Below are 16,250 nucleotides of genomic sequence, written 5' to 3'. Positions count from 1 at the left end.
ACGTCACAATGATCTCGTGACCCGAGGCGAGCAGGCCAGACACTGGGAGCACCCCGCGCTGCCCGGCGTGGACCTGCTGCGCGCCCGCTACATCCGGCACACCTTTCCCCGGCATGCGCACGACGGCTTCGTGATCGCCGCGGTCACCAGCGGCGTCGAGGGCATCGGCCTGCCCGGCGGAGCCGAGCGTGCCGGGGCCGGAGGCGTTGTCCTCATCAATCCCGAGACCCCGCACTCCGCCTACGCGGGCACGGAGGAGGGCTGGGCCTACCGCGTCCTCTACCCGGCGCCCCAGGTCGTCGCGGCGGTCGCCGCGGAGCTGTCGCTGCCCCTCGGCACCCCCTCCTTCACCGCGACCGTGCTGCACGACCCCGGCACCGCCCGGATGATCGCCGACGTGCACGCGGCCGCGGAGCGCGACAACGCGCTCGCGGCGGACACCTGCCTGCGCCTGCTGCTCGCCCGCCTCCTCTCCCGGCACGGCTCGGCGCCCAGGGCCGTACGCGGCGGCGCGGACGCAGGCCGGACCGTCGCCGCGCGCGCCCGCGACCTGCTGAGCAGCCGGCTTCCGGACCCGCCGAGCCTGGACGCGCTCGCAGCCGAGTGCGGCACCAGCTCCTTCGCCCTGCTGCGGGCGTTCAAATCCGCCTACGGACTCCCGCCGCACGCCTGGCTGACCGGGGAGCGGGTCAGGACCGCCCGCCGGCTGCTCGACGCCGGTGTCGCGCCCGCCGCGGCCGCGGCCGCTGTCGGCTTCACCGACCAGCCGCACCTCAACCGCCACTTCACCCGGATCGTCGGCGTCCCGCCGGGCTCCTACCAGCGCGAGCGCAAGAACGTACAAGACCCGGCGGCGGGCACTTCCTAGGCTGAACGGGTGATCGCACCACCGATACCCGGCCAGGCGGCCGAACGCCCGCTGTTCCCCTCCCGTACGCGCGTGGTCCGCGACGCCCTCGGCGTCGGCGTGGCCGTGGGCCTTTCCGGCTTCGCCTTCGGCGTGACCTCGGCCGGGGCCGGACTGAGCCTGCTGCAGAGCTGCGCCCTGTCCCTGCTGGTCTTCACCGGCGCCTCGCAATTCGCCCTGGTCGGCGCCCTCGGCGCGGGTGGCAACCCCTTCGCGGCGGCCGCGAGCGCGCTCTTCCTCGGCGCCCGCAACGCCTTCTACGGGTTGCGCCTGTCCCAGCTGCTGGGCCTGCCGAGAGCGGTGCGCCCGGCCGCCGCGCAGTGGATCATCGACGAGACCTCCGCTGTCGCCCTGGCCCAGCCGGACCGGGCGAGCGCCCGGCTCGGCTTCACCGTGACCGGCGCGAGCCTCTACGCCCTGTGGAATCTGACGACCCTGGGCGGCGCGCTGGGTGCCTCCGCGCTCGGCGACCCCGCGACCTGGGGGCTCGACGCCGCCGGCCCGGCCGTCTTCCTCGCGCTGCTGGCCCCCATGCTCAAGGGGCGCACCGAGCGCGCGGTGGCGGGCCTGGCGGTGGTGCTCGTCCTGGTCTGCCTGCCCCTGCTCCCGGCCGGGGTGCCGGTGCTGGTCGCCGCACTCGCGGCGCCGCTGGTGCTGGTGGCCGGCCGGCGAGACCGGGACGCGGTATCCGGCCCGGCCGTATCCGGGGAGGCGCGGTGACCGGCGGCGCCGCGGGTGTGTGGGCGGCGATCGGCGTCACGGCGGCCGGCTGCTACGCGGTGAAACTGCTGGGCCTGTCGATACCGGCCGGGATACTGGACCGCCCGCTGGTCAAGCGGCTCGCGGCGCTGGTGCCGATCGCCCTGCTGGCGGGGCTCACCGCACTGCAGACCTTCGGTACCGACCGGTTGCGGCTGACCGTGGACGCGCGGGCGGCGGGCCTTGCGGCGGCCTGTGTCGCCCTGCTGCTCAGAGCGCCCTTCCTCGTGGTGATCGGCGTCGCCGTGGCGGTCACCGCCGCCCTGCGTGCGGTCGGCAGGCTGTGAGCGGGGGCGGCCACGGCGGCCTGCGTGATCCACTCGGCCGCGCGCGATACTTGCAGCCATGCGGCTGACGATTTTCTGGGAACGAATGCGCGCCCACTTCGGTGAGACCTATGCCGACTCCTTCGCACGCGACCACGTGATGTCGGAGCTGGGCGGCCGGACCGTGGTCCAGGCGCTGGAGGACGGCTGGGAGGCCAAGGACGTGTGGCGCGCGGTGTGCGCCGCGATGGACGTCCCCGCCGCCCGGCGCTGACCGCGGGCCGCCGCGGGCCCGCAGGCCCGTGGCGGCCGCCCGACCGGGGCGGCCACGCCGCTCTCCGGCTGCTGCACCGAATGACCCGATATCAGGACTTTCGTGGCGCGCGCGGCGAGACTTGGCGCGTGGCAGAAACCGGTGAGACCTCCGACCCGGTCACGCCTCCTGCCCCGCCGCCGGCCGGCGGGAGCGGCCCTCCCGGCCCTCCTTCCCACGGCCGGCCCGGCCCCCGCGCCCGGATGCCCCGCTGGCTGCCCCGGGCGCTGCTGCTCGCCCTTGCCCTCCTCGCCTGCTACCAGTTCGCGCACTGGGTCTTCGGCCGGCTGGTCGGGCTGCTGGTCAACGTCCTGATCTCGTTCTTCTGCGCGGTGGCCATCGAGCCGGCGGTGGACTGGATGGCCACCCGGGGGATGCGCCGCGGCCTGGCCACCGGCCTGGTCATGCTCGTGGTCCTGGCCGCCTCTGCGGGCTTCCTGATCGCCCTGGGGTCGCTGCTGGTCGACCAGATCGGCACCATCGTCCGCAATCTGCCGCAGTACGTGGACGACGTCGTGGCCTGGATCAACCGGACCTTCCACTCCCACCTCGACACCGGAAGGCTGCGGGAGAACTTCCTGCACTCCGACTGGGTGCGCACCTACCTCGCGAACGGGGCGAGCAGCGTGTGGGGCCTGTCGGCCACCGTCGTCGGCACGGTGTTCCAGCTCTTCACGGTGCTGCTGTTCACCTTCTACTTCGCCGCCGACGGCCCGCGGCTGCGGCGGGCGCTGTGCTCCGTGCTGCCGCCCGCCCGCCAGTCCGAAGTGCTGCGCGCGTGGGACATCGCCGTCGCCAAGACCGGCGGCTACCTGTACTCCCGCGCGCTGATGGCCGTGGTCTCCGGGATCGCGCACTACGTCCTGCTGCAGATCCTCGGCGTGCCCTACGCGCCCGCACTCGGGGTGTGGGTCGGCCTCGTCTCGCAGTTCATCCCGACCGTCGGCACCTATCTCGCGGGCGCGCTGCCGGTCCTGATCGCCTTTGCCGAGGACCCCTGGGACGCCCTGTGGGTGCTCTGCTTCGTCGTGGTCTACCAGCAGTTCGAGAACTACCTGCTCCAGCCGCGCATCACCGCGCGGACCGTGGACATCCACCCGGCGGTCGCCTTCGGCTCCGTCGTCGCGGGAACGGCCCTGCTCGGCGCGGTGGGCGCGCTCATCGCCATCCCCGCGACCGCCACACTGCAGGGCTTCTTCGCCGCCTATGTGCGACGCTACGAGGTGACCGATCCGCGGTTGTGACGGCCCGGACCCCCGGCGGGTCGCTTGACACAGAAATCGAACATCCATTCTGATGGATTGGCGCGGACCGATTTCTCCGCGTCGGCGGCACGGATTCCGGCCGGGTGACGGGCCGGAGCCGCAAGTTATCCACAGGTCGGAGCGACGTTCCCGGCGCGTTGTCAGTGGCAGGCGCTAGCGTCGTGGACGTGAAGCGATCGAACCAGACATCCCGGGTGGAACCCATGGCAGGAAACGACCGCGACAAGGCGCTCGACGCCGCGCTCGCACAGATTGAACGGCAGTTCGGCAAGGGCGCGGTCATGCGCCTGGGCGACCGGCCGAATGAGCCCATCGAGGTCATCTCCACCGGGTCGACCGCCCTGGACGTGGCCCTCGGCGTCGGCGGACTGCCGCGCGGCCGGGTCGTGGAGATCTACGGCCCCGAGTCCTCCGGCAAGACGACACTGACGCTGCACGCGGTGGCCAACGCCCAGCGGGCCGGCGGCACGGTGGCGTTCGTCGACGCCGAGCACGCCCTCGACCCCGAGTACGCCAAGGCCCTCGGCGTCGACACCGACAACCTGCTGCTGTCCCAGCCGGACACCGGTGAGCAGGCGCTGGAGATCGTGGACATGCTGGTCCGCTCGGGCGCCATCGACCTCATCGTGATCGACTCCGTGGCAGCCCTCGTGCCGCGGGCCGAGATCGAGGGTGAGATGGGCGACTCGCACGTGGGTCTTCAGGCCCGGCTCATGAGCCAGGCGCTTCGCAAGATCACCAGTGCGCTCAACCAGTCCAAGACCACCGCCATCTTCATCAACCAGCTCCGCGAGAAGATCGGTGTGATGTTCGGCTCGCCGGAGACCACCACCGGTGGCCGCGCGCTGAAGTTCTACGCCTCCGTCCGGATCGACATCCGCCGGATCGAGACGCTCAAGGACGGCACGGACGCGGTCGGCAACCGCACCCGCTGCAAGGTCGTCAAGAACAAGGTGGCGCCGCCCTTCAAGCAGGCCGAGTTCGACATCCTCTACGGCCATGGCATCAGCCGCGAGGGCGGTCTGATCGACATGGGCGTCGAGCACGGCTTCGTCCGCAAGTCCGGCGCCTGGTACACGTACGAGGGCGACCAGCTCGGCCAGGGCAAGGAGAACGTCCGGAATTTCCTCAAGGACAATCCGGACCTGGCCGACGAGATCGAGAAGCGGATCAAGGAGAAGCTGGGCGTCGGCGTGCGGAAGACCGAAACGCCGGAAGCCCAGCCGGGAGCGGAGCCGGCCGGTGCCGAGGCGGCGGCCAAGGCCGAGGTGCCGGCACCGAAGAAGGCGACCAAGGCCACCGCAGCCAAGGCCTGACGCCGTGGCGGGAAGGTCCCAGAAGCGCGGCGGCTCTTCCGAGTCGAGGGCCTCGCAAGAGCCGCCGCTCAGTCCCGAGGAGCAGGCGCGGGCGCTGTGCCTGCGTCTGCTCACCGGGGGTCCCCGTACGCGCAGGCAGCTTGCCGACGCCATGCGCAAGCGGGAGATTCCCGAGGAAGTGGCCGAGAACGTCCTGGAACGCTTCCAGGACGTGGGGCTGATCGACGACCAGGCGTTCGCCAACGCCTGGGTGGAATCCCGGCACCGCGGGCGCGGCCTTGCCCGCCGGGCGCTCGCCCAGGAGCTGCGCCACCGCGGAGTGGAAGCCGAGCTGGTCACCGAGGCCGTCGGCCTGCTCGATCCCGAGCAGGAGGAGGAGACGGCCCGGGCCCTCGTCCAGCGTCGGCTTCCCGGCACCCGCGGCCTGGACCGCGACCGCCGGATCCGGCGGCTGGCCGGCATGCTGGCACGCAAGGGGTACGGCGAGGGCCTGGCACTGAGGGTGGTGCGCGACGCCCTCGCCGCGGAAGCCGACAGCGCTGACGACGACTCCGGCTCCTGGCCCGGCTCCGAGGGTCCGGATCCGTGGGGCTAGGAGTGCCGGAGACGTTCTACGGGGTGCGCCCGCTGACCCGGGCGCCCGCCGAGCCGTCCCGCGGCATCTCGCCGGTGGTGCCGGGCCGACCGGCGTCCGTGCCGTCCACGCCCTCGTCGCTCTCGCCGCCCGCGGCCATCGGCGGGCCGCCGCGCGCCAGATCGGCGTACGAGTACAGCTCGGCCGGGCGGCAGCCGACCATCGCCGTGACCAGATGCCCGTCCGGCCGGATGAGCAGCACGCTGTGCGCGGTCGCCCCCGGGTAGGACTCGGTGACCAGCAGCTCGGCTGCCGTGGGCAGCGCCGCGACCGCCGAGGCCAGCCGGGGCATCAGCCCCGCCGTCAGCCAGTGCCTGCTCTCCCACACCCCGGTGCCGGGCGCGACGAGCATGACCACGAGCCCCCTGCCCAGCCGGTCCCGCAAGCGCCCGACCGTGCCGTCGAGCGCCGTCACCGGTACGTCGTCGACCCGCCCGCCCGGGGGCGTGTCGCAGCCGGCCACCAGCGGCGACGCGCCCGCCCTGCCGCTGCCGGACCGCGCCGCGGGCAGCGCGAGCGGCGAGCGCCCGTAGACGCGCGAGGCGGCGGACGCACCCCGCCCCAGATGGCTGTCGGTCAGCAGCTCCGCATGGCCGCGCGCCGACCCCGACAGCAGCGACTGCCGGACCGTCTGCCACGCGCCGCTCGCCCGCAGCAGCGGAAGGGCCTGGTCGGTGGCCCGCAGCCTGCTCCCCACCGCTCCGCGCCGCTCGGCCTCGTAGCTGTCCAGCAGCACCTTCGACGCGCCGTCGTGCCACGCCAGGGCCAGCTTCCAGGACAGATTCTCCGCGTCGCGCAGCCCCTCCTCGACGCTCTGCGCCCCCAGCGCCCCCATGACGTGCGCGGCGTCGCCTGCCAGGAACACCCGGCGGACCCGCCACCGCCGGGCCAGCCGCTGATGCACGGTGTAGTCCGCCGAGCCCACGACCTCGTAGGGCACCACGCTCCCGCACCACCCCGCGAGGGTGCCGCGCAGCCGCTCCACCAGCGCGTCCGGAGTCAGCGGGCGGGCCTGCACCGGCAGCAGCCAGTCCAGCCGCCACAGCCCCCCGGGCAACGGCCGCGCCGTCACCTCCTGCCCGGCCGGCGCGCCCGGCGGGTCGCGGTGCAGCAGGGCGACACCGGGCTCGGGCAGCTCGGCCCGTACGACCGCCACGGCATGACGGTCCACCGCCGTCCGGCCGGGGAAGCGCACGCCGAGCAGCTTGCGGACCGTCGACCGCGGCCCGTCGCACCCCACCAGGAAACTCCCGCGCCACCAGGTCTCGTGCGAGCCGCGGGTGTGCACCGTGACGCCGCGCGCGTCCTGCTCCACCGCGTCCACCCGGCAGCCGGCCACGATCCGGACCGAGCCGCAGCCCAGCAGGGCCTGCCGCAGTCCGTCCTCCAGCCGGTGCTGCGCGATGTGCACGGGTGCGTCGTCCGCCGCGAAGTCGAGCCGCGCCACCTCCGCGCGTCTGCGGACCGTACGCCAGCCCTTCCAGGCCGCACCCTCGTTGCGGACGCCCGGGTATCCGAGCCGCTCGACCAGCGCGGCCGAGGCCGGGCCGAGCACGGCGGTGCGCGACCGCCGCAGCCCTTCGGCGTCGGCGATCACCTCCGCCTCGTCCAGCAGGATGACGGGGACGTCGCGGCGAGCCAGCGCGAGGGCGAGGGCCAGGCCGACCGGGCCTGCCCCCGCGACGATCACCGGATCCACTCAGCGGCCCCCGGAAGGAGTGCGGTCACAAAGCGTATGCAACTCACTGCGCCTGCCCACGTCAAGCGACAGCCGCACGTCGGCGCGGTGCGAGTGCGGCACAGGCGGGCGCACCGGCGCACACCGGACGGCGCTCGGGACGCGTACCGGGTCGGTAACGGTCCGCACCACGAGCCGGTACCCCCTTGACGCACCCCTGCCGGATCGGGGTGGATGCCGTCACGAGAAGCGAAGGGGGACCAGGGCGTACCGTACGCCGGGCGCTCCCGCCGGACCCGTGGGCGACAGAAGGATCAGAAGGAGGAGTGGCACAGATGCGGCTGCTGCTGGTGGAGGACGACGACCGGGTTGCCGCGGCCGTCTCGGCGCTCCTCGGCAAGCACGGATTCGACGTCAGGCACGCGCGCAGCGGCGAGGAGGCGATCCAGGCCCTGCTGCCGGACGGCGGGCCCGCGTTCGACTGCGTCCTGCTCGACCTCGGACTGCCGGACCAGGACGGCTTCGAGGTGTGCAGCCGGATCCGGCGCAGGACCGCCACCCCGGTGATCATGGTCACCGCCCGCGCGGACGTCCGCTCCCGCATCCACGGCCTCAACCTGGGTGCCGACGACTATGTCGTCAAGCCGTACGACACCGGCGAACTGCTCGCCCGCATCCATGCCGTCAGCCGTCGCCCGCCGCTGCGCCCGGAGGGCGTCGGCGTCCCTGCTCCGGGCGCGGGTGCGCCGGGGGGCGCGGCGCAGACCACCGCGCCCCCCACGCCCCGCACCCGGCTGCAGCTCGGATCGATGGCCATCGAACCGGCCACCCGCAGGGTCACCGTCGAGGGTGAGGTGGTGGTGCTGACGCGGAAGGAGTTCGACCTGCTGGCGCTGCTCGCCGGGCGCCCCGGGGTGGTCTTCCGCCGCGAGCAGATCATCAGCGAGGTGTGGCGCACCGCGTGGGAGGGTACGGGCCGCACCCTGGAGGTCCATGTGGCGTCCCTGCGGTCCAAACTCCGTGTCCCGGCCATGATCGAGACGGTGCGCGGCGTGGGCTACCGGCTCGTCGCCCCGCCCGCCGGCTGACCCGCCCCGCGCCCCGGCCCCGGCTGTGCGTTCCCGACTGCTCCCGCTGCTCATCGTGCTGATGGCAGGCGTCCTGCTGGCCCTCGGCATCCCGCTCGCCGTCAGCCAGGCAGCCGCCCAGCAGCAGCGCGTCGTCGTCGACCGGATCGACGACACCACGCGTTTCGCCGCCCTGGCCCAGTTCGTCACGGCGCGGAACGAGGAGCAGTCGATGGTCGACAGCGTGGACGGCGAGAGGCTGCACACATTGCGCACGGAACTCGCGCGCTACCAGCAGCTGTACGGCATCAGCGCCGGTGTCTTCTACCGCAACAGCACCGCCATGGCAGAGGCGCCCGCGAAGTGGCGGCTGCCCGCGGAGGGCGAGCTCTACGACGCCTACGAGTCGGCGCTGCTGGGCCGCCGCGCCCACGACCCGGCGCAGGTCTGGCCGTGGCAGCACCGCAGGCTGGCCATCGCGTCGCCGATCGTGCGGGACGGCGACGTCGTGGCGGTGGTCGTGACCGATTCCCCCACCGGGGCCCTGCGCTCGCGCATCCTGCACGGATGGATGCTGCTCGCGGCCGGTGAACTCGCCGCCATGGTCATCGCCGTGCTGTGCGCGGTGCGGCTGACCGCCTGGGTGCTGCTGCCGGTCGCGAAACTGGACGGGGTCACCCACGACATCGCCACCGGCCGGATGAAATCCCGGGTCCGGGCGACCGGCGGGCCGCCCGAGCTGCGCCGGCTGGTCCGCTCCTTCAACGAGATGGCCGACAACGTCGAGGCCGTGCTCGACCAGCAGCGCGCCTTCGTCGCCGACGCCTCGCACCAGCTGCGCAACCCGCTGTCCGCGCTGCTGCTGCGAATCGAGCTGCTGGGCCTGGAATTGCCCGAGGGCCACACCGAGGCCGAGGCGGTCAAGGAGGAGGGCCTGCGGCTGGCCCAGGTGCTCGACGACCTGCTGGGCCTTGCCGTGGCCGAGAACTCGGGAGGCCGTCCGGAGGTCATCGACGTCGGGGCCCTGGTCCGTACGCGTACAGCTGCGTGGCGCCCGGTGGCCGACCGGGCGTGCGTCGAGCTGGACTTCGCCGGGCCGCCGCCGGACGGCCAAGGGGTGACCGGGTGGGCGGACGCCGTGGCCCTGTCCAGCGCGCTGGACGCCGTGCTGGACAACGCGATCAAGTTCACCCCGGCCGGAGCCGGGGTCAGCGTCGTGGTGGAGGCCGGCGAGGACGCCGCCGCCGTGGTGGTCGCCGACGGCGGACCGGGCCTGGCCGACGAGGAACTGGCACGGATCGGCGACCGGTTCTGGCGCAGCCCGCGCCATCAGAACGTGCAGGGCTCCGGGCTCGGCCTGTCGATCGCGCGGTCCCTGCTGCGTCAGGGCGGCGGCGCGATCGCGTACGGGCACCACGAGCCCACCGGGCTCCGGGTGACCCTCACGGTGCCTCGGACGGCTCCCGCGCCCTGACGCGGCGCCCCGCTGCCTCGGACGGCCCCCCGCGCCCTGACGCGGCGCGTCAGGGCTTCACGGAGCGGTAGTAGCGCACCGCACCCTGGTGCAGCGGCAGCGGGTCGGTGAAGACGGCGGTGCGCAGATCCACCAGCTGGGCCGCATGCACCACGGTGCCGATCGCGTCCCTGCTGTCGATCACCGCCCGGGTCAGCCGTTCGACCAGCCCGGCGTCCGCGCGATCGGTGGTGATCAGCAGGTTGGGCACCGCGACGGTGGGGACTGCCTTGCCGTCCTGCGCCGAGGGATACGCGTCGGCCGGCATGGCGGCCTGGCGGTAGTACGCCATCTCCGAGCCCATCGCGTGCAGCGGCGCCACCAGATCGCCGAGCTGGACCAGCCTGATCCGCGCCACCGGCGTGGCCATGGCCGTGACGGCGGCCGTCGGCAGTCCGCCGGACCAGAAGAACGCGTCGAGCCTGCCGCCCAGCAGCATGGCCGGCGCCTCGTCGATGCCGACCGGTACCGCGGTGACGTCCTTGGCTATGTCCATGCCCGCGGCCTGGAAGAGCCGGTGGGTGATGAGGCTGACCCCGGAGTCGGCCTGGCCGACTCCGACGGTCATGCCGCGCAGGTCCCGGATCGACCGGACCGGGGAGTCGCGCGGCACGATCAGCTGCATGTAGTCGTCGTAGAGCCGGGCGACGGCGCGCAGCCGCGACTTGCCCGGCCCGTCGTAGCTGGCCACCGCGTCGGCGGCGGCGATCGTGAAGTCCGAACGGCCGGAGGCGACCCGCTTGATGTTGTCGACCGAGCCCTCGGTGTGCTCCAGGGTGACCCGCACCCCGGGCAGCGCCGTCCGCAGGTCGCCCTGCAGCAGCATCCCGTACTTCTCGTAGACGCCGTTGGCGACACCGGTCGCGAAGGACACCGGCCGGTGCGGGTACGAAGGGCCGTCCGACGGCACCAGCCACCAGACCAGCAGGGCCAGCGCCAGGGCCGCGCCCAGCGAGCCCTGCACGCCGCGCCGCAGCCTGGCCCGGCGGCCCCGCGGCCGGAGCAGGCGAAGTACGCGACGGTCCATGGCCCGCGATCCTGCCAGGCGACGGCGGTGCGGGGGAAGGGCCGCCGTCCGGCCGCCGGGAGTTGTCCACAAGCCGGAGGCGGCGCAGCCGTGGGAGCACGTACTCTGGTTCATTGTTATGAGCGCGCGTACTTACGAGGTCCGCACCTACGGGTGCCAGATGAACGTCCACGACTCCGAGCGGCTGTCCGGTCTCCTGGAGGACGCCGGCTATGTCCGGGCGTCCGAGGGCGCGGACGGCGCGGACGTCGTCGTCTTCAACACCTGCGCGGTGCGGGAGAACGCCGACAACCGGCTGTACGGCAACCTCGGTCAGCTCGTGCCGAAGAAGGCCGCCCGGCCGGGCATGCAGATCGCCGTCGGCGGCTGCCTCGCGCAGAAGGACCGCGACACGATCGTGAAGCGCGCGCCCTGGGTCGACGTCGTCTTCGGCACCCACAACATCGGACAGCTGCCGGTGCTGCTGGAGCGGGCCAGGATCGCGGACGAGGCGCAGGTGGAGATCGCCGAGTCGCTGGAGACCTTCCCCTCGACGCTGCCTTCGCGCCGCGAGTCGGCCTATGCCGCGTGGGTCGCGATCTCCGTGGGCTGCAACAACACCTGCACCTTCTGCATCGTGCCCGCGCTGCGCGGCAAGGAGAAGGACCGCCGGCCCGGCGACGTCCTCGCCGAGGTCGAGGCGCTGGTCGCCGAGGGCGTGATCGAAGTCACGCTGCTCGGTCAGAACGTCAACGCGTACGGCTCCGACATGGGCGACCGCGAGGCCTTCGGCAAGCTGCTCCGGGCCACCGGCGGGGTCGAGGGCCTGGAGCGGATCCGCTTCACCTCGCCGCACCCGCGGGATTTCACCGACGACGTCATCGCGGCCATGGCCGAGACGCCGAACGTGATGCACCAGCTGCACATGCCGCTCCAGTCCGGCTCCGACCGGGTGCTGCGGGAGATGCGCCGCTCCTACCGGCAGGACCGGTACCTGGGCATCATCAAGAAGGTGCGCGCCGCCATGCCGGACGCCGCCATCACCACCGACATCATCGTGGGCTTCCCCGGCGAGACCGAGGAGGACTTCGAGCAGACGCTCCACGTCGTGCGCGAGGCGCGCTTCGCCCAGGCCTTCACCTTCCAGTACAGCAAGCGGCCCGGCACTCCCGCGGCCGAGATGGACGGGCAGATTCCCAAGTCCGTCGTCCAGGAGCGGTACGAGCGCCTGGTGGCGCTGCAGGAGGAGATCTCCTGGGAGGAGAACAGGAAGCAGGTCGGCCGCACCGTCGAGGTGCTCGTCGCGGAGGGCGAGGGCCGCAAGGACGAGGCGACGCGGCGGCTGTCCGGGCGCGCGCCCGACAACCGCCTCGTGCACTTCGAGCGCCCCGAGGGCCGGCCGGTCAGGCCCGGCGACATGGTCACCGTCGAGATCACCTACGCCGCCCCGCACCACCTGCTCGCCGAGCGCCCCGCGCAGGCTGTGCGCCGCACGCGCGCCGGTGACGCGTGGGAGCGGCGCACGGCGGCTGCCGAGCAGGCCCCCGCCGGCGTCATGCTCGGCATGCCGGCGATCGGTGCTCCGGCGGCTGTCCCGGCCGCTGCCGCGGACGGCTGCTCCGTCTGCTGAAGGCGGCCCGGGCCCGCTGTCGGTGCCCGGCGGTAAGGTGTCGATCATGCTGGTCGCCGCCGCCGTCTGCCCCTGCCCGCCGCTGCTGGTCCCCGAGGTGGCGGCCGGTGCCGCGCCCGAGCTGGACGCGCTGCGGGACGCCTGCGCGGACGCCGTCGGGCTGCTGGCCGCCTCCCGGCCCGACCGGCTGGTGGTCGTCGGGCCCGCGGACGGGGCGGGGAGCCAGGCCTTCCCCGCGGGTGCGCGCGGCGGCTTCCGGTCCTTCGGCGTCGCGCTCGACGTACGGCTGGGACGGGCGCCGGGCCCCGGGGACGAGCCGGTCGGCGACGCGCCCCTGCCGCCGTCGCTGGCGGTGGCCGCCTGGCTGCTGCATGGCTGGGAGGCGGGGGAGACGACCGGACTGGCCGTCGGGGAGGCGCTGGACCCCGCACGCTGCGCGGCCGAGGGCCGGGCTGCGGCCGCATCCGCCGAGCGGGTCGCGCTGCTGGTCATGGGCGACGGAAGCGCGTGCAGGACGGTCAAGGCGCCGGGTTATCTGGACGAGCGGGCCGAGGCCTTCGACGCCGCGGTGGCTGCCGCGCTGGCTGCCGCGGACAGCGACGCCCTGGCGGGCCTCGACGCGGCGCTCGCGGCAGAGCTGCGGGCTGCGGGGCGCGCGCCCTTCCAGGTGCTGGCCGGGGCGGCGGCGGACACGAACCTCGGCGGCCAGCTGCTCCACGAGACCGCGCCCTACGGCGTCGGGTATTTCGTGGCCTGCTGGACATAGCCCGCGCGGGTTCGTCGGCACCGGGCCTATGGACGAGCCGCGGAAGGTGGAATTCCGCGGCTGTCCGGTCAGGCGCACCGCCCGGGGCCGCAGGCCTGGGCGGTGAGGCAGGTCAGGACTGGCCGGACTGGCCGCCGCTGCCGCCCTTGCCACCGAGGTTCTGGGCGGCGTTCTTGGCCTTGTCGGCCCCGGAGTTGATCTTGTCCGAGTACTTCCCGCCGGTCTTCGAGTCGGCGACCTGCGCGGCCTTGTCGATCCCCGACTCCACCTTGTCGCCGTGCTGCCGCGCGAGATCCCCGGCCTTGTCCTTGGTCATGCCGAGCTTGTCCTTCAACGTGTCCATGAAGCTCATCTGGCGTACCTTCCCTGGACGCTGAGGCGATGAGGGCGGCGGCTCCGCCGCTTTGCGACACCAATGGCACAAAGCGGGCCGAGTAGCGCAATACGCCCCCGTTCCTTCGACCATACCCGCGCCCCGGGCTGTGCGCCGCCGGGCGCCGATCCGTACCGCGGCCGGGCATGCCGGTTGTTTGGGAGAATCGCCGGGTGAAGAACCGTGTGATCACCGTTGTCGGTCCCACCGCGGCCGGAAAGTCCGACCTCGGCGTCGCGCTCGCCGGGGAACTGGGCGGCGAGGTGATCAACGCCGACTCCATGCAGCTCTACCGGGGCATGGACATCGGGACGGCCAAGCTCACCACCGCCGAACGGCAGGGCGTACCGCACCACCTGCTGGACGTCTGGGACGTGACGCAGGCCGCCAATGTGGCGGACTACCAGCGGATGGCCCGCGCCGAGATCGACCGCCTGCATGCGGCAGGCCTGGTTCCGGTGCTGGTGGGCGGCTCGGGCCTGTACGTGCGCGCCGCGATCGACCCGCTGGAATTCCCCGGCACCGACGCGGTGGTACGGGCCAGGCTGGAGGGAGAGCTGGCGGAGGACGGGCCCGGCCCGCTGCACGCCCGCCTCGCCGCCGTCGACCCGGAGGCCGCCCGGCTCATCCTGCCCAGCAACGGTCGCCGGATCGTCCGCGCCCTGGAAGTGGTCGAGATCACCGGCCGCCCGTTCACCGCGAGCCTTCCCGGCCCCGAGTCGCAGGAACCGGTCTACGACACCGTGCAGATCGGCGTGGACGTCCCCCGCCCCGTGCTCGACGAACGCATCCTCCGGCGGGTCGACCGGATGTGGGAGGCGGGTCTGGTGGCCGAGGTCCGTGCTCTGGAGGCCGCCGGTCTGCGCGAGGGCCGCACCGCCTCCCGTGCGCTCGGCTACCAGCAGGTGCTGGCCGCGTTCGCGGGGGAGTGTACCGAGGACGAGGCGCGCGCCGAGACCGCCCGGGCCACGAAACGCTTCGCGCGGCGGCAGGATTCGTGGTTCCGCCGGGACCACCGTGTGCACTGGCTCACGGCCCAGGGTGCGGAACTGTCCGACCGGGCGCTGACGTTGGTCGAGCAAGCGGTCACAGCCTGATCACGTGATGGCATCGGGACGCTCCGGCGTCCGGGACGAGCCCTCCGAGCGTGCCATCATCAAGCGAACAGCTACGGTGTCGGAGACTCGGGAGGGCGCGTGGCGATGGCACTCGGCCCACGCGAAACCCCCCAGGGACGCGACTCGACGGCAGATTCCTACGAGTCACATGCGGCACAGGGCGCCAATTCCGCCCCGTCGGACGGGGCCGAGCGGGTCGAACGGCTCGACGAGCCTCCGCCGTTGGAACCGCTGGGCGATCCCATGGATCTGCTCGACCCGATGGCGGCGATCGATCCGGCCCTGCCGCTCGACGGCGGCCAGTCCTTCCGCGAGCTGCGCCCGCAGTTGCGGTTGCGTGTCTGGCAGCTCGCCCCGATCGTCGCCCTGGCCGTAGCCGGTTCGCTGATGTTCGCCTTCCCCCTCGCCTTCGAGTCCGGCGACGCCGGGCCCGTCGTCGCCATGCTCGGCCTGCTGCTGTGCGGCTGCTCGGCCGGATGGGGCCTGATGGCCGCCCGCCGGGTCGGCTACACCTGGCCCGGACTGCCGGTGCGCGGCTCGGGCGCCCGGGTGGACTGGCGGTACGTAGCCGGTTACACCGTGCTGATCGTCCTGCTGGCCGTACTCGCGGTCTGGCGCGTCGCCCGGCTGCGCTGACCCCGCCCCGACCCTGCGCCGCCGCTCTTCCGGGTCCGGCCGCGTACGATCGACATGTGACAGACGCGCGCCACGGCACCGCCCCGCTGACCTTCCTCAAGGGACACGGGACCGAGAACGACTTCGTGATCGTCCCCGACCCGGACGGTCTGCTCGACCTGTCCGCCGCCCAGGTGGCCCGGCTGTGTGACCGGCGTGCCGGGATCGGCGGCGACGGCCTGCTCCGGGTGGTGCGCTCGGCCGCCCACCCCGAGGCAGTGGACCTCGCCGACCGCGCCGAGTGGTTCATGGACTACCGCAACAGCGACGGCAGCATCGCCGAGATGTGCGGCAACGGCGTGCGGGTCTTCGCCCGGTATCTGCAGCGTGCGGGTCTCGCCGAGGCCGGTGACCTGGCCGTCGCGACCCGGGCCGGGCTGCGGCAGATCCACATCGCCAAGGACAGCGGTGACGGAGCCCCGGGCGACGTCACCGTGGGCATGGGCCGCGCCGCCTTCCCCGGCGGGAACGTCACGGTCACGGTCGGCAACCGCACGTGGCCGGCGCTCAACGTCAACATGGGCAACCCGCACGCGGTCGTTTTCGTCTCCGAACTCACCGATGCGGGCGACCTCTACCAGGTCCCCGGGGTCGCACCGGCCGAGGCCTATCCCACCGGCACCAACGTCGAGTTCGTCGTCGACCGCGGCCCTCGCCACGTGGCCATGCGTGTCCACGAGCGCGGTTCGGGCGAGACCCGCTCCTGCGGTACGGGCGCCTGCGCCGTCATGGTCGCCGCGGCCCGCCGCGACGGTCTCGACCCCGCGGAGACGGGCAGCCCGGTCACGTACACCGTCGACGTCCCCGGCGGGCGGCTGGTGATCACCGAGAACACCGACGGGCGGATCGAGATGACCGGTCCCGCGGTCGTCGTCGCCGAGGGCGTCGCCGAAGCCGCCCTGCTGGCCGGAACTCTCTCTTCCTGACCTCTCCACCCGCTTGCACCGTGGGGCACATTCCGCCG

At 73.4% G+C, this 16,250-nt stretch carries 17 protein-coding genes; 14 read left to right on the top strand and 3 right to left on the bottom strand.

The features are described from left to right. Window positions 1-16: 16 nt before the first annotated feature. The 7 genes from ACH4SL_RS35955 (at window position 17) to recX (ending at window position 5,421) form a co-directional block, all read left to right on the top strand. Window positions 17-868 (top strand): AraC family ligand binding domain-containing protein, encoded by an 852-nt coding sequence (locus tag ACH4SL_RS35955; protein WP_398454164.1) that lies wholly within the window; start codon window positions 17-19, stop codon window positions 866-868. A 12-nt stretch (window positions 869-880) separates the two neighbouring features. Beyond that, window positions 881-1,627 carry an AzlC family ABC transporter permease gene (locus ACH4SL_RS35950; protein WP_398454209.1) on the top strand — a complete coding sequence of 249 codons (747 nt, stop codon included), beginning with the start codon at window positions 881-883 and terminating at the stop codon, window positions 1,625-1,627. Beyond that, on the top strand, window positions 1,624-1,953 hold the full coding sequence (locus ACH4SL_RS35945; protein ID WP_398454161.1) for an AzlD domain-containing protein: 330 nt from the start codon (window positions 1,624-1,626) through the stop codon (window positions 1,951-1,953). Before ACH4SL_RS35950 ends, ACH4SL_RS35945 begins: the two co-directional genes overlap by 4 nt. Before the next feature lie 58 nt (window positions 1,954-2,011). Next, window positions 2,012-2,206 (top strand): DUF3046 domain-containing protein, encoded by a 195-nt coding sequence (locus ACH4SL_RS35940; protein ID WP_031513085.1) that lies wholly within the window; start codon window positions 2,012-2,014, stop codon window positions 2,204-2,206. 128 nt (window positions 2,207-2,334) lie between these two features. After that, on the top strand, window positions 2,335-3,489 hold the full coding sequence (locus tag ACH4SL_RS35935) for an AI-2E family transporter (protein ID WP_398454159.1): 1,155 nt from the start codon (window positions 2,335-2,337) through the stop codon (window positions 3,487-3,489). Window positions 3,490-3,713: 224 nt separating this feature from the next. Next, complete coding sequence (recA, locus tag ACH4SL_RS35930) at window positions 3,714-4,826, top strand: recombinase RecA (protein ID WP_398454157.1); 1,113 nt, start codon at window positions 3,714-3,716, stop codon at window positions 4,824-4,826. Further along, complete coding sequence (recX, locus tag ACH4SL_RS35925) at window positions 4,753-5,421, top strand: recombination regulator RecX (protein ID WP_398454154.1); 669 nt, start codon at window positions 4,753-4,755, stop codon at window positions 5,419-5,421. Before recA ends, recX begins: the two co-directional genes overlap by 74 nt. A 16-nt stretch (window positions 5,422-5,437) precedes the next feature. On the opposite strand, the gene ACH4SL_RS35920 is transcribed toward recX, so the two are convergent. After that, a complete protein-coding gene (locus tag ACH4SL_RS35920) occupies window positions 5,438-7,159 on the bottom strand; it encodes an FAD-dependent monooxygenase (RefSeq protein WP_398454152.1) in 1,722 nt (573 codons plus the stop codon). A gap of 314 nt (window positions 7,160-7,473) precedes the next feature. On the opposite strand from ACH4SL_RS35920, the gene ACH4SL_RS35915 reads away from it, so the two are divergent. Further along, the gene (locus tag ACH4SL_RS35915) at window positions 7,474-8,226 is read left to right on the top strand and encodes a response regulator transcription factor (protein ID WP_398454206.1); all 753 of its coding nucleotides are present in this window, start codon (window positions 7,474-7,476) and stop codon (window positions 8,224-8,226) included. Between the two features lie 25 nt (window positions 8,227-8,251). Next, the gene (locus ACH4SL_RS35910; protein ID WP_398454149.1) at window positions 8,252-9,679 is read left to right on the top strand and encodes an ATP-binding protein; all 1,428 of its coding nucleotides are present in this window, start codon (window positions 8,252-8,254) and stop codon (window positions 9,677-9,679) included. Window positions 9,680-9,728: 49 nt separating this feature from the next. Here ACH4SL_RS35910 and ACH4SL_RS35905 read toward each other — a convergent pair whose 3' ends face one another. Beyond that, complete coding sequence (locus tag ACH4SL_RS35905) at window positions 9,729-10,745, bottom strand: TAXI family TRAP transporter solute-binding subunit (RefSeq protein WP_398454147.1); 1,017 nt, start codon at window positions 10,743-10,745, stop codon at window positions 9,729-9,731. 118 nt (window positions 10,746-10,863) lie between these two features. On the opposite strand from ACH4SL_RS35905, the gene miaB reads away from it, so the two are divergent. Continuing rightward, window positions 10,864-12,354: a tRNA (N6-isopentenyl adenosine(37)-C2)-methylthiotransferase MiaB gene (miaB, locus tag ACH4SL_RS35900; RefSeq protein WP_398454144.1), complete on the top strand. Its 1,491-nt coding sequence runs from the start codon at window positions 10,864-10,866 to the stop codon at window positions 12,352-12,354. Between the two features lie 46 nt (window positions 12,355-12,400). Then, window positions 12,401-13,120 (top strand): hypothetical protein, encoded by a 720-nt coding sequence (locus ACH4SL_RS35895; protein ID WP_398454141.1) that lies wholly within the window; start codon window positions 12,401-12,403, stop codon window positions 13,118-13,120. Window positions 13,121-13,232: 112 nt separating this feature from the next. On the opposite strand, the gene ACH4SL_RS35890 is transcribed toward ACH4SL_RS35895, so the two are convergent. After that, window positions 13,233-13,472 carry an antitoxin gene (locus ACH4SL_RS35890; protein ID WP_398454138.1) on the bottom strand — a complete coding sequence of 80 codons (240 nt, stop codon included), beginning with the start codon at window positions 13,470-13,472 and terminating at the stop codon, window positions 13,233-13,235. Window positions 13,473-13,666: 194 nt separating this feature from the next. On the opposite strand from ACH4SL_RS35890, the gene miaA reads away from it, so the two are divergent. The 3 genes from miaA (at window position 13,667) to dapF (ending at window position 16,212) form a co-directional block, all read left to right on the top strand. Continuing rightward, window positions 13,667-14,590, top strand: a complete 924-nt coding sequence (gene miaA / locus ACH4SL_RS35885) for a tRNA (adenosine(37)-N6)-dimethylallyltransferase MiaA (RefSeq protein WP_398454135.1) — start codon at window positions 13,667-13,669, stop codon at window positions 14,588-14,590. Window positions 14,591-14,695: 105 nt separating this feature from the next. Next, the gene (locus ACH4SL_RS35880) at window positions 14,696-15,247 is read left to right on the top strand and encodes a hypothetical protein (protein WP_398454133.1); all 552 of its coding nucleotides are present in this window, start codon (window positions 14,696-14,698) and stop codon (window positions 15,245-15,247) included. Window positions 15,248-15,303: 56 nt separating this feature from the next. Then, on the top strand, window positions 15,304-16,212 hold the full coding sequence (dapF, locus tag ACH4SL_RS35875) for a diaminopimelate epimerase (protein ID WP_398454130.1): 909 nt from the start codon (window positions 15,304-15,306) through the stop codon (window positions 16,210-16,212). Window positions 16,213-16,250 lie beyond the last annotated feature (38 nt).

This window comes from Streptomyces sp. NPDC021020, assembly GCF_044333285.1.
Lineage (GTDB): Bacteria > Actinomycetota > Actinomycetes > Streptomycetales > Streptomycetaceae > Actinacidiphila.
Note: the sequence above shows the minus strand (reverse complement) of the source record. Positions and strands in the feature narration are given on the sequence as shown.

Bases quoted from the DNA above. Each gene is read 5' to 3' on its own strand.
- miaB (WP_398454144.1), top strand. From the start codon at position 10,864: ATGAGCGCGCGTACTTACGAGGTCCGCACCTACGGGTGCCAGATGAAC.
- ACH4SL_RS35880 (WP_398454133.1), top strand. From the start codon at position 14,696: ATGGCACTCGGCCCACGCGAAACCCCCCAGGGACGCGACTCGACGGCA.
- ACH4SL_RS35905 (WP_398454147.1), bottom strand. From the start codon at position 10,745: ATGGACCGTCGCGTACTTCGCCTGCTCCGGCCGCGGGGCCGCCGGGCC.
- ACH4SL_RS35940 (WP_031513085.1), top strand. From the start codon at position 2,012: ATGCGGCTGACGATTTTCTGGGAACGAATGCGCGCCCACTTCGGTGAG.
- ACH4SL_RS35915 (WP_398454206.1), top strand. From the start codon at position 7,474: ATGCGGCTGCTGCTGGTGGAGGACGACGACCGGGTTGCCGCGGCCGTC.
- ACH4SL_RS35895 (WP_398454141.1), top strand. From the start codon at position 12,401: ATGCTGGTCGCCGCCGCCGTCTGCCCCTGCCCGCCGCTGCTGGTCCCC.
- recA (WP_398454157.1), top strand. From the start codon at position 3,714: ATGGCAGGAAACGACCGCGACAAGGCGCTCGACGCCGCGCTCGCACAG.
- ACH4SL_RS35890 (WP_398454138.1), bottom strand. From the start codon at position 13,472: ATGAGCTTCATGGACACGTTGAAGGACAAGCTCGGCATGACCAAGGAC.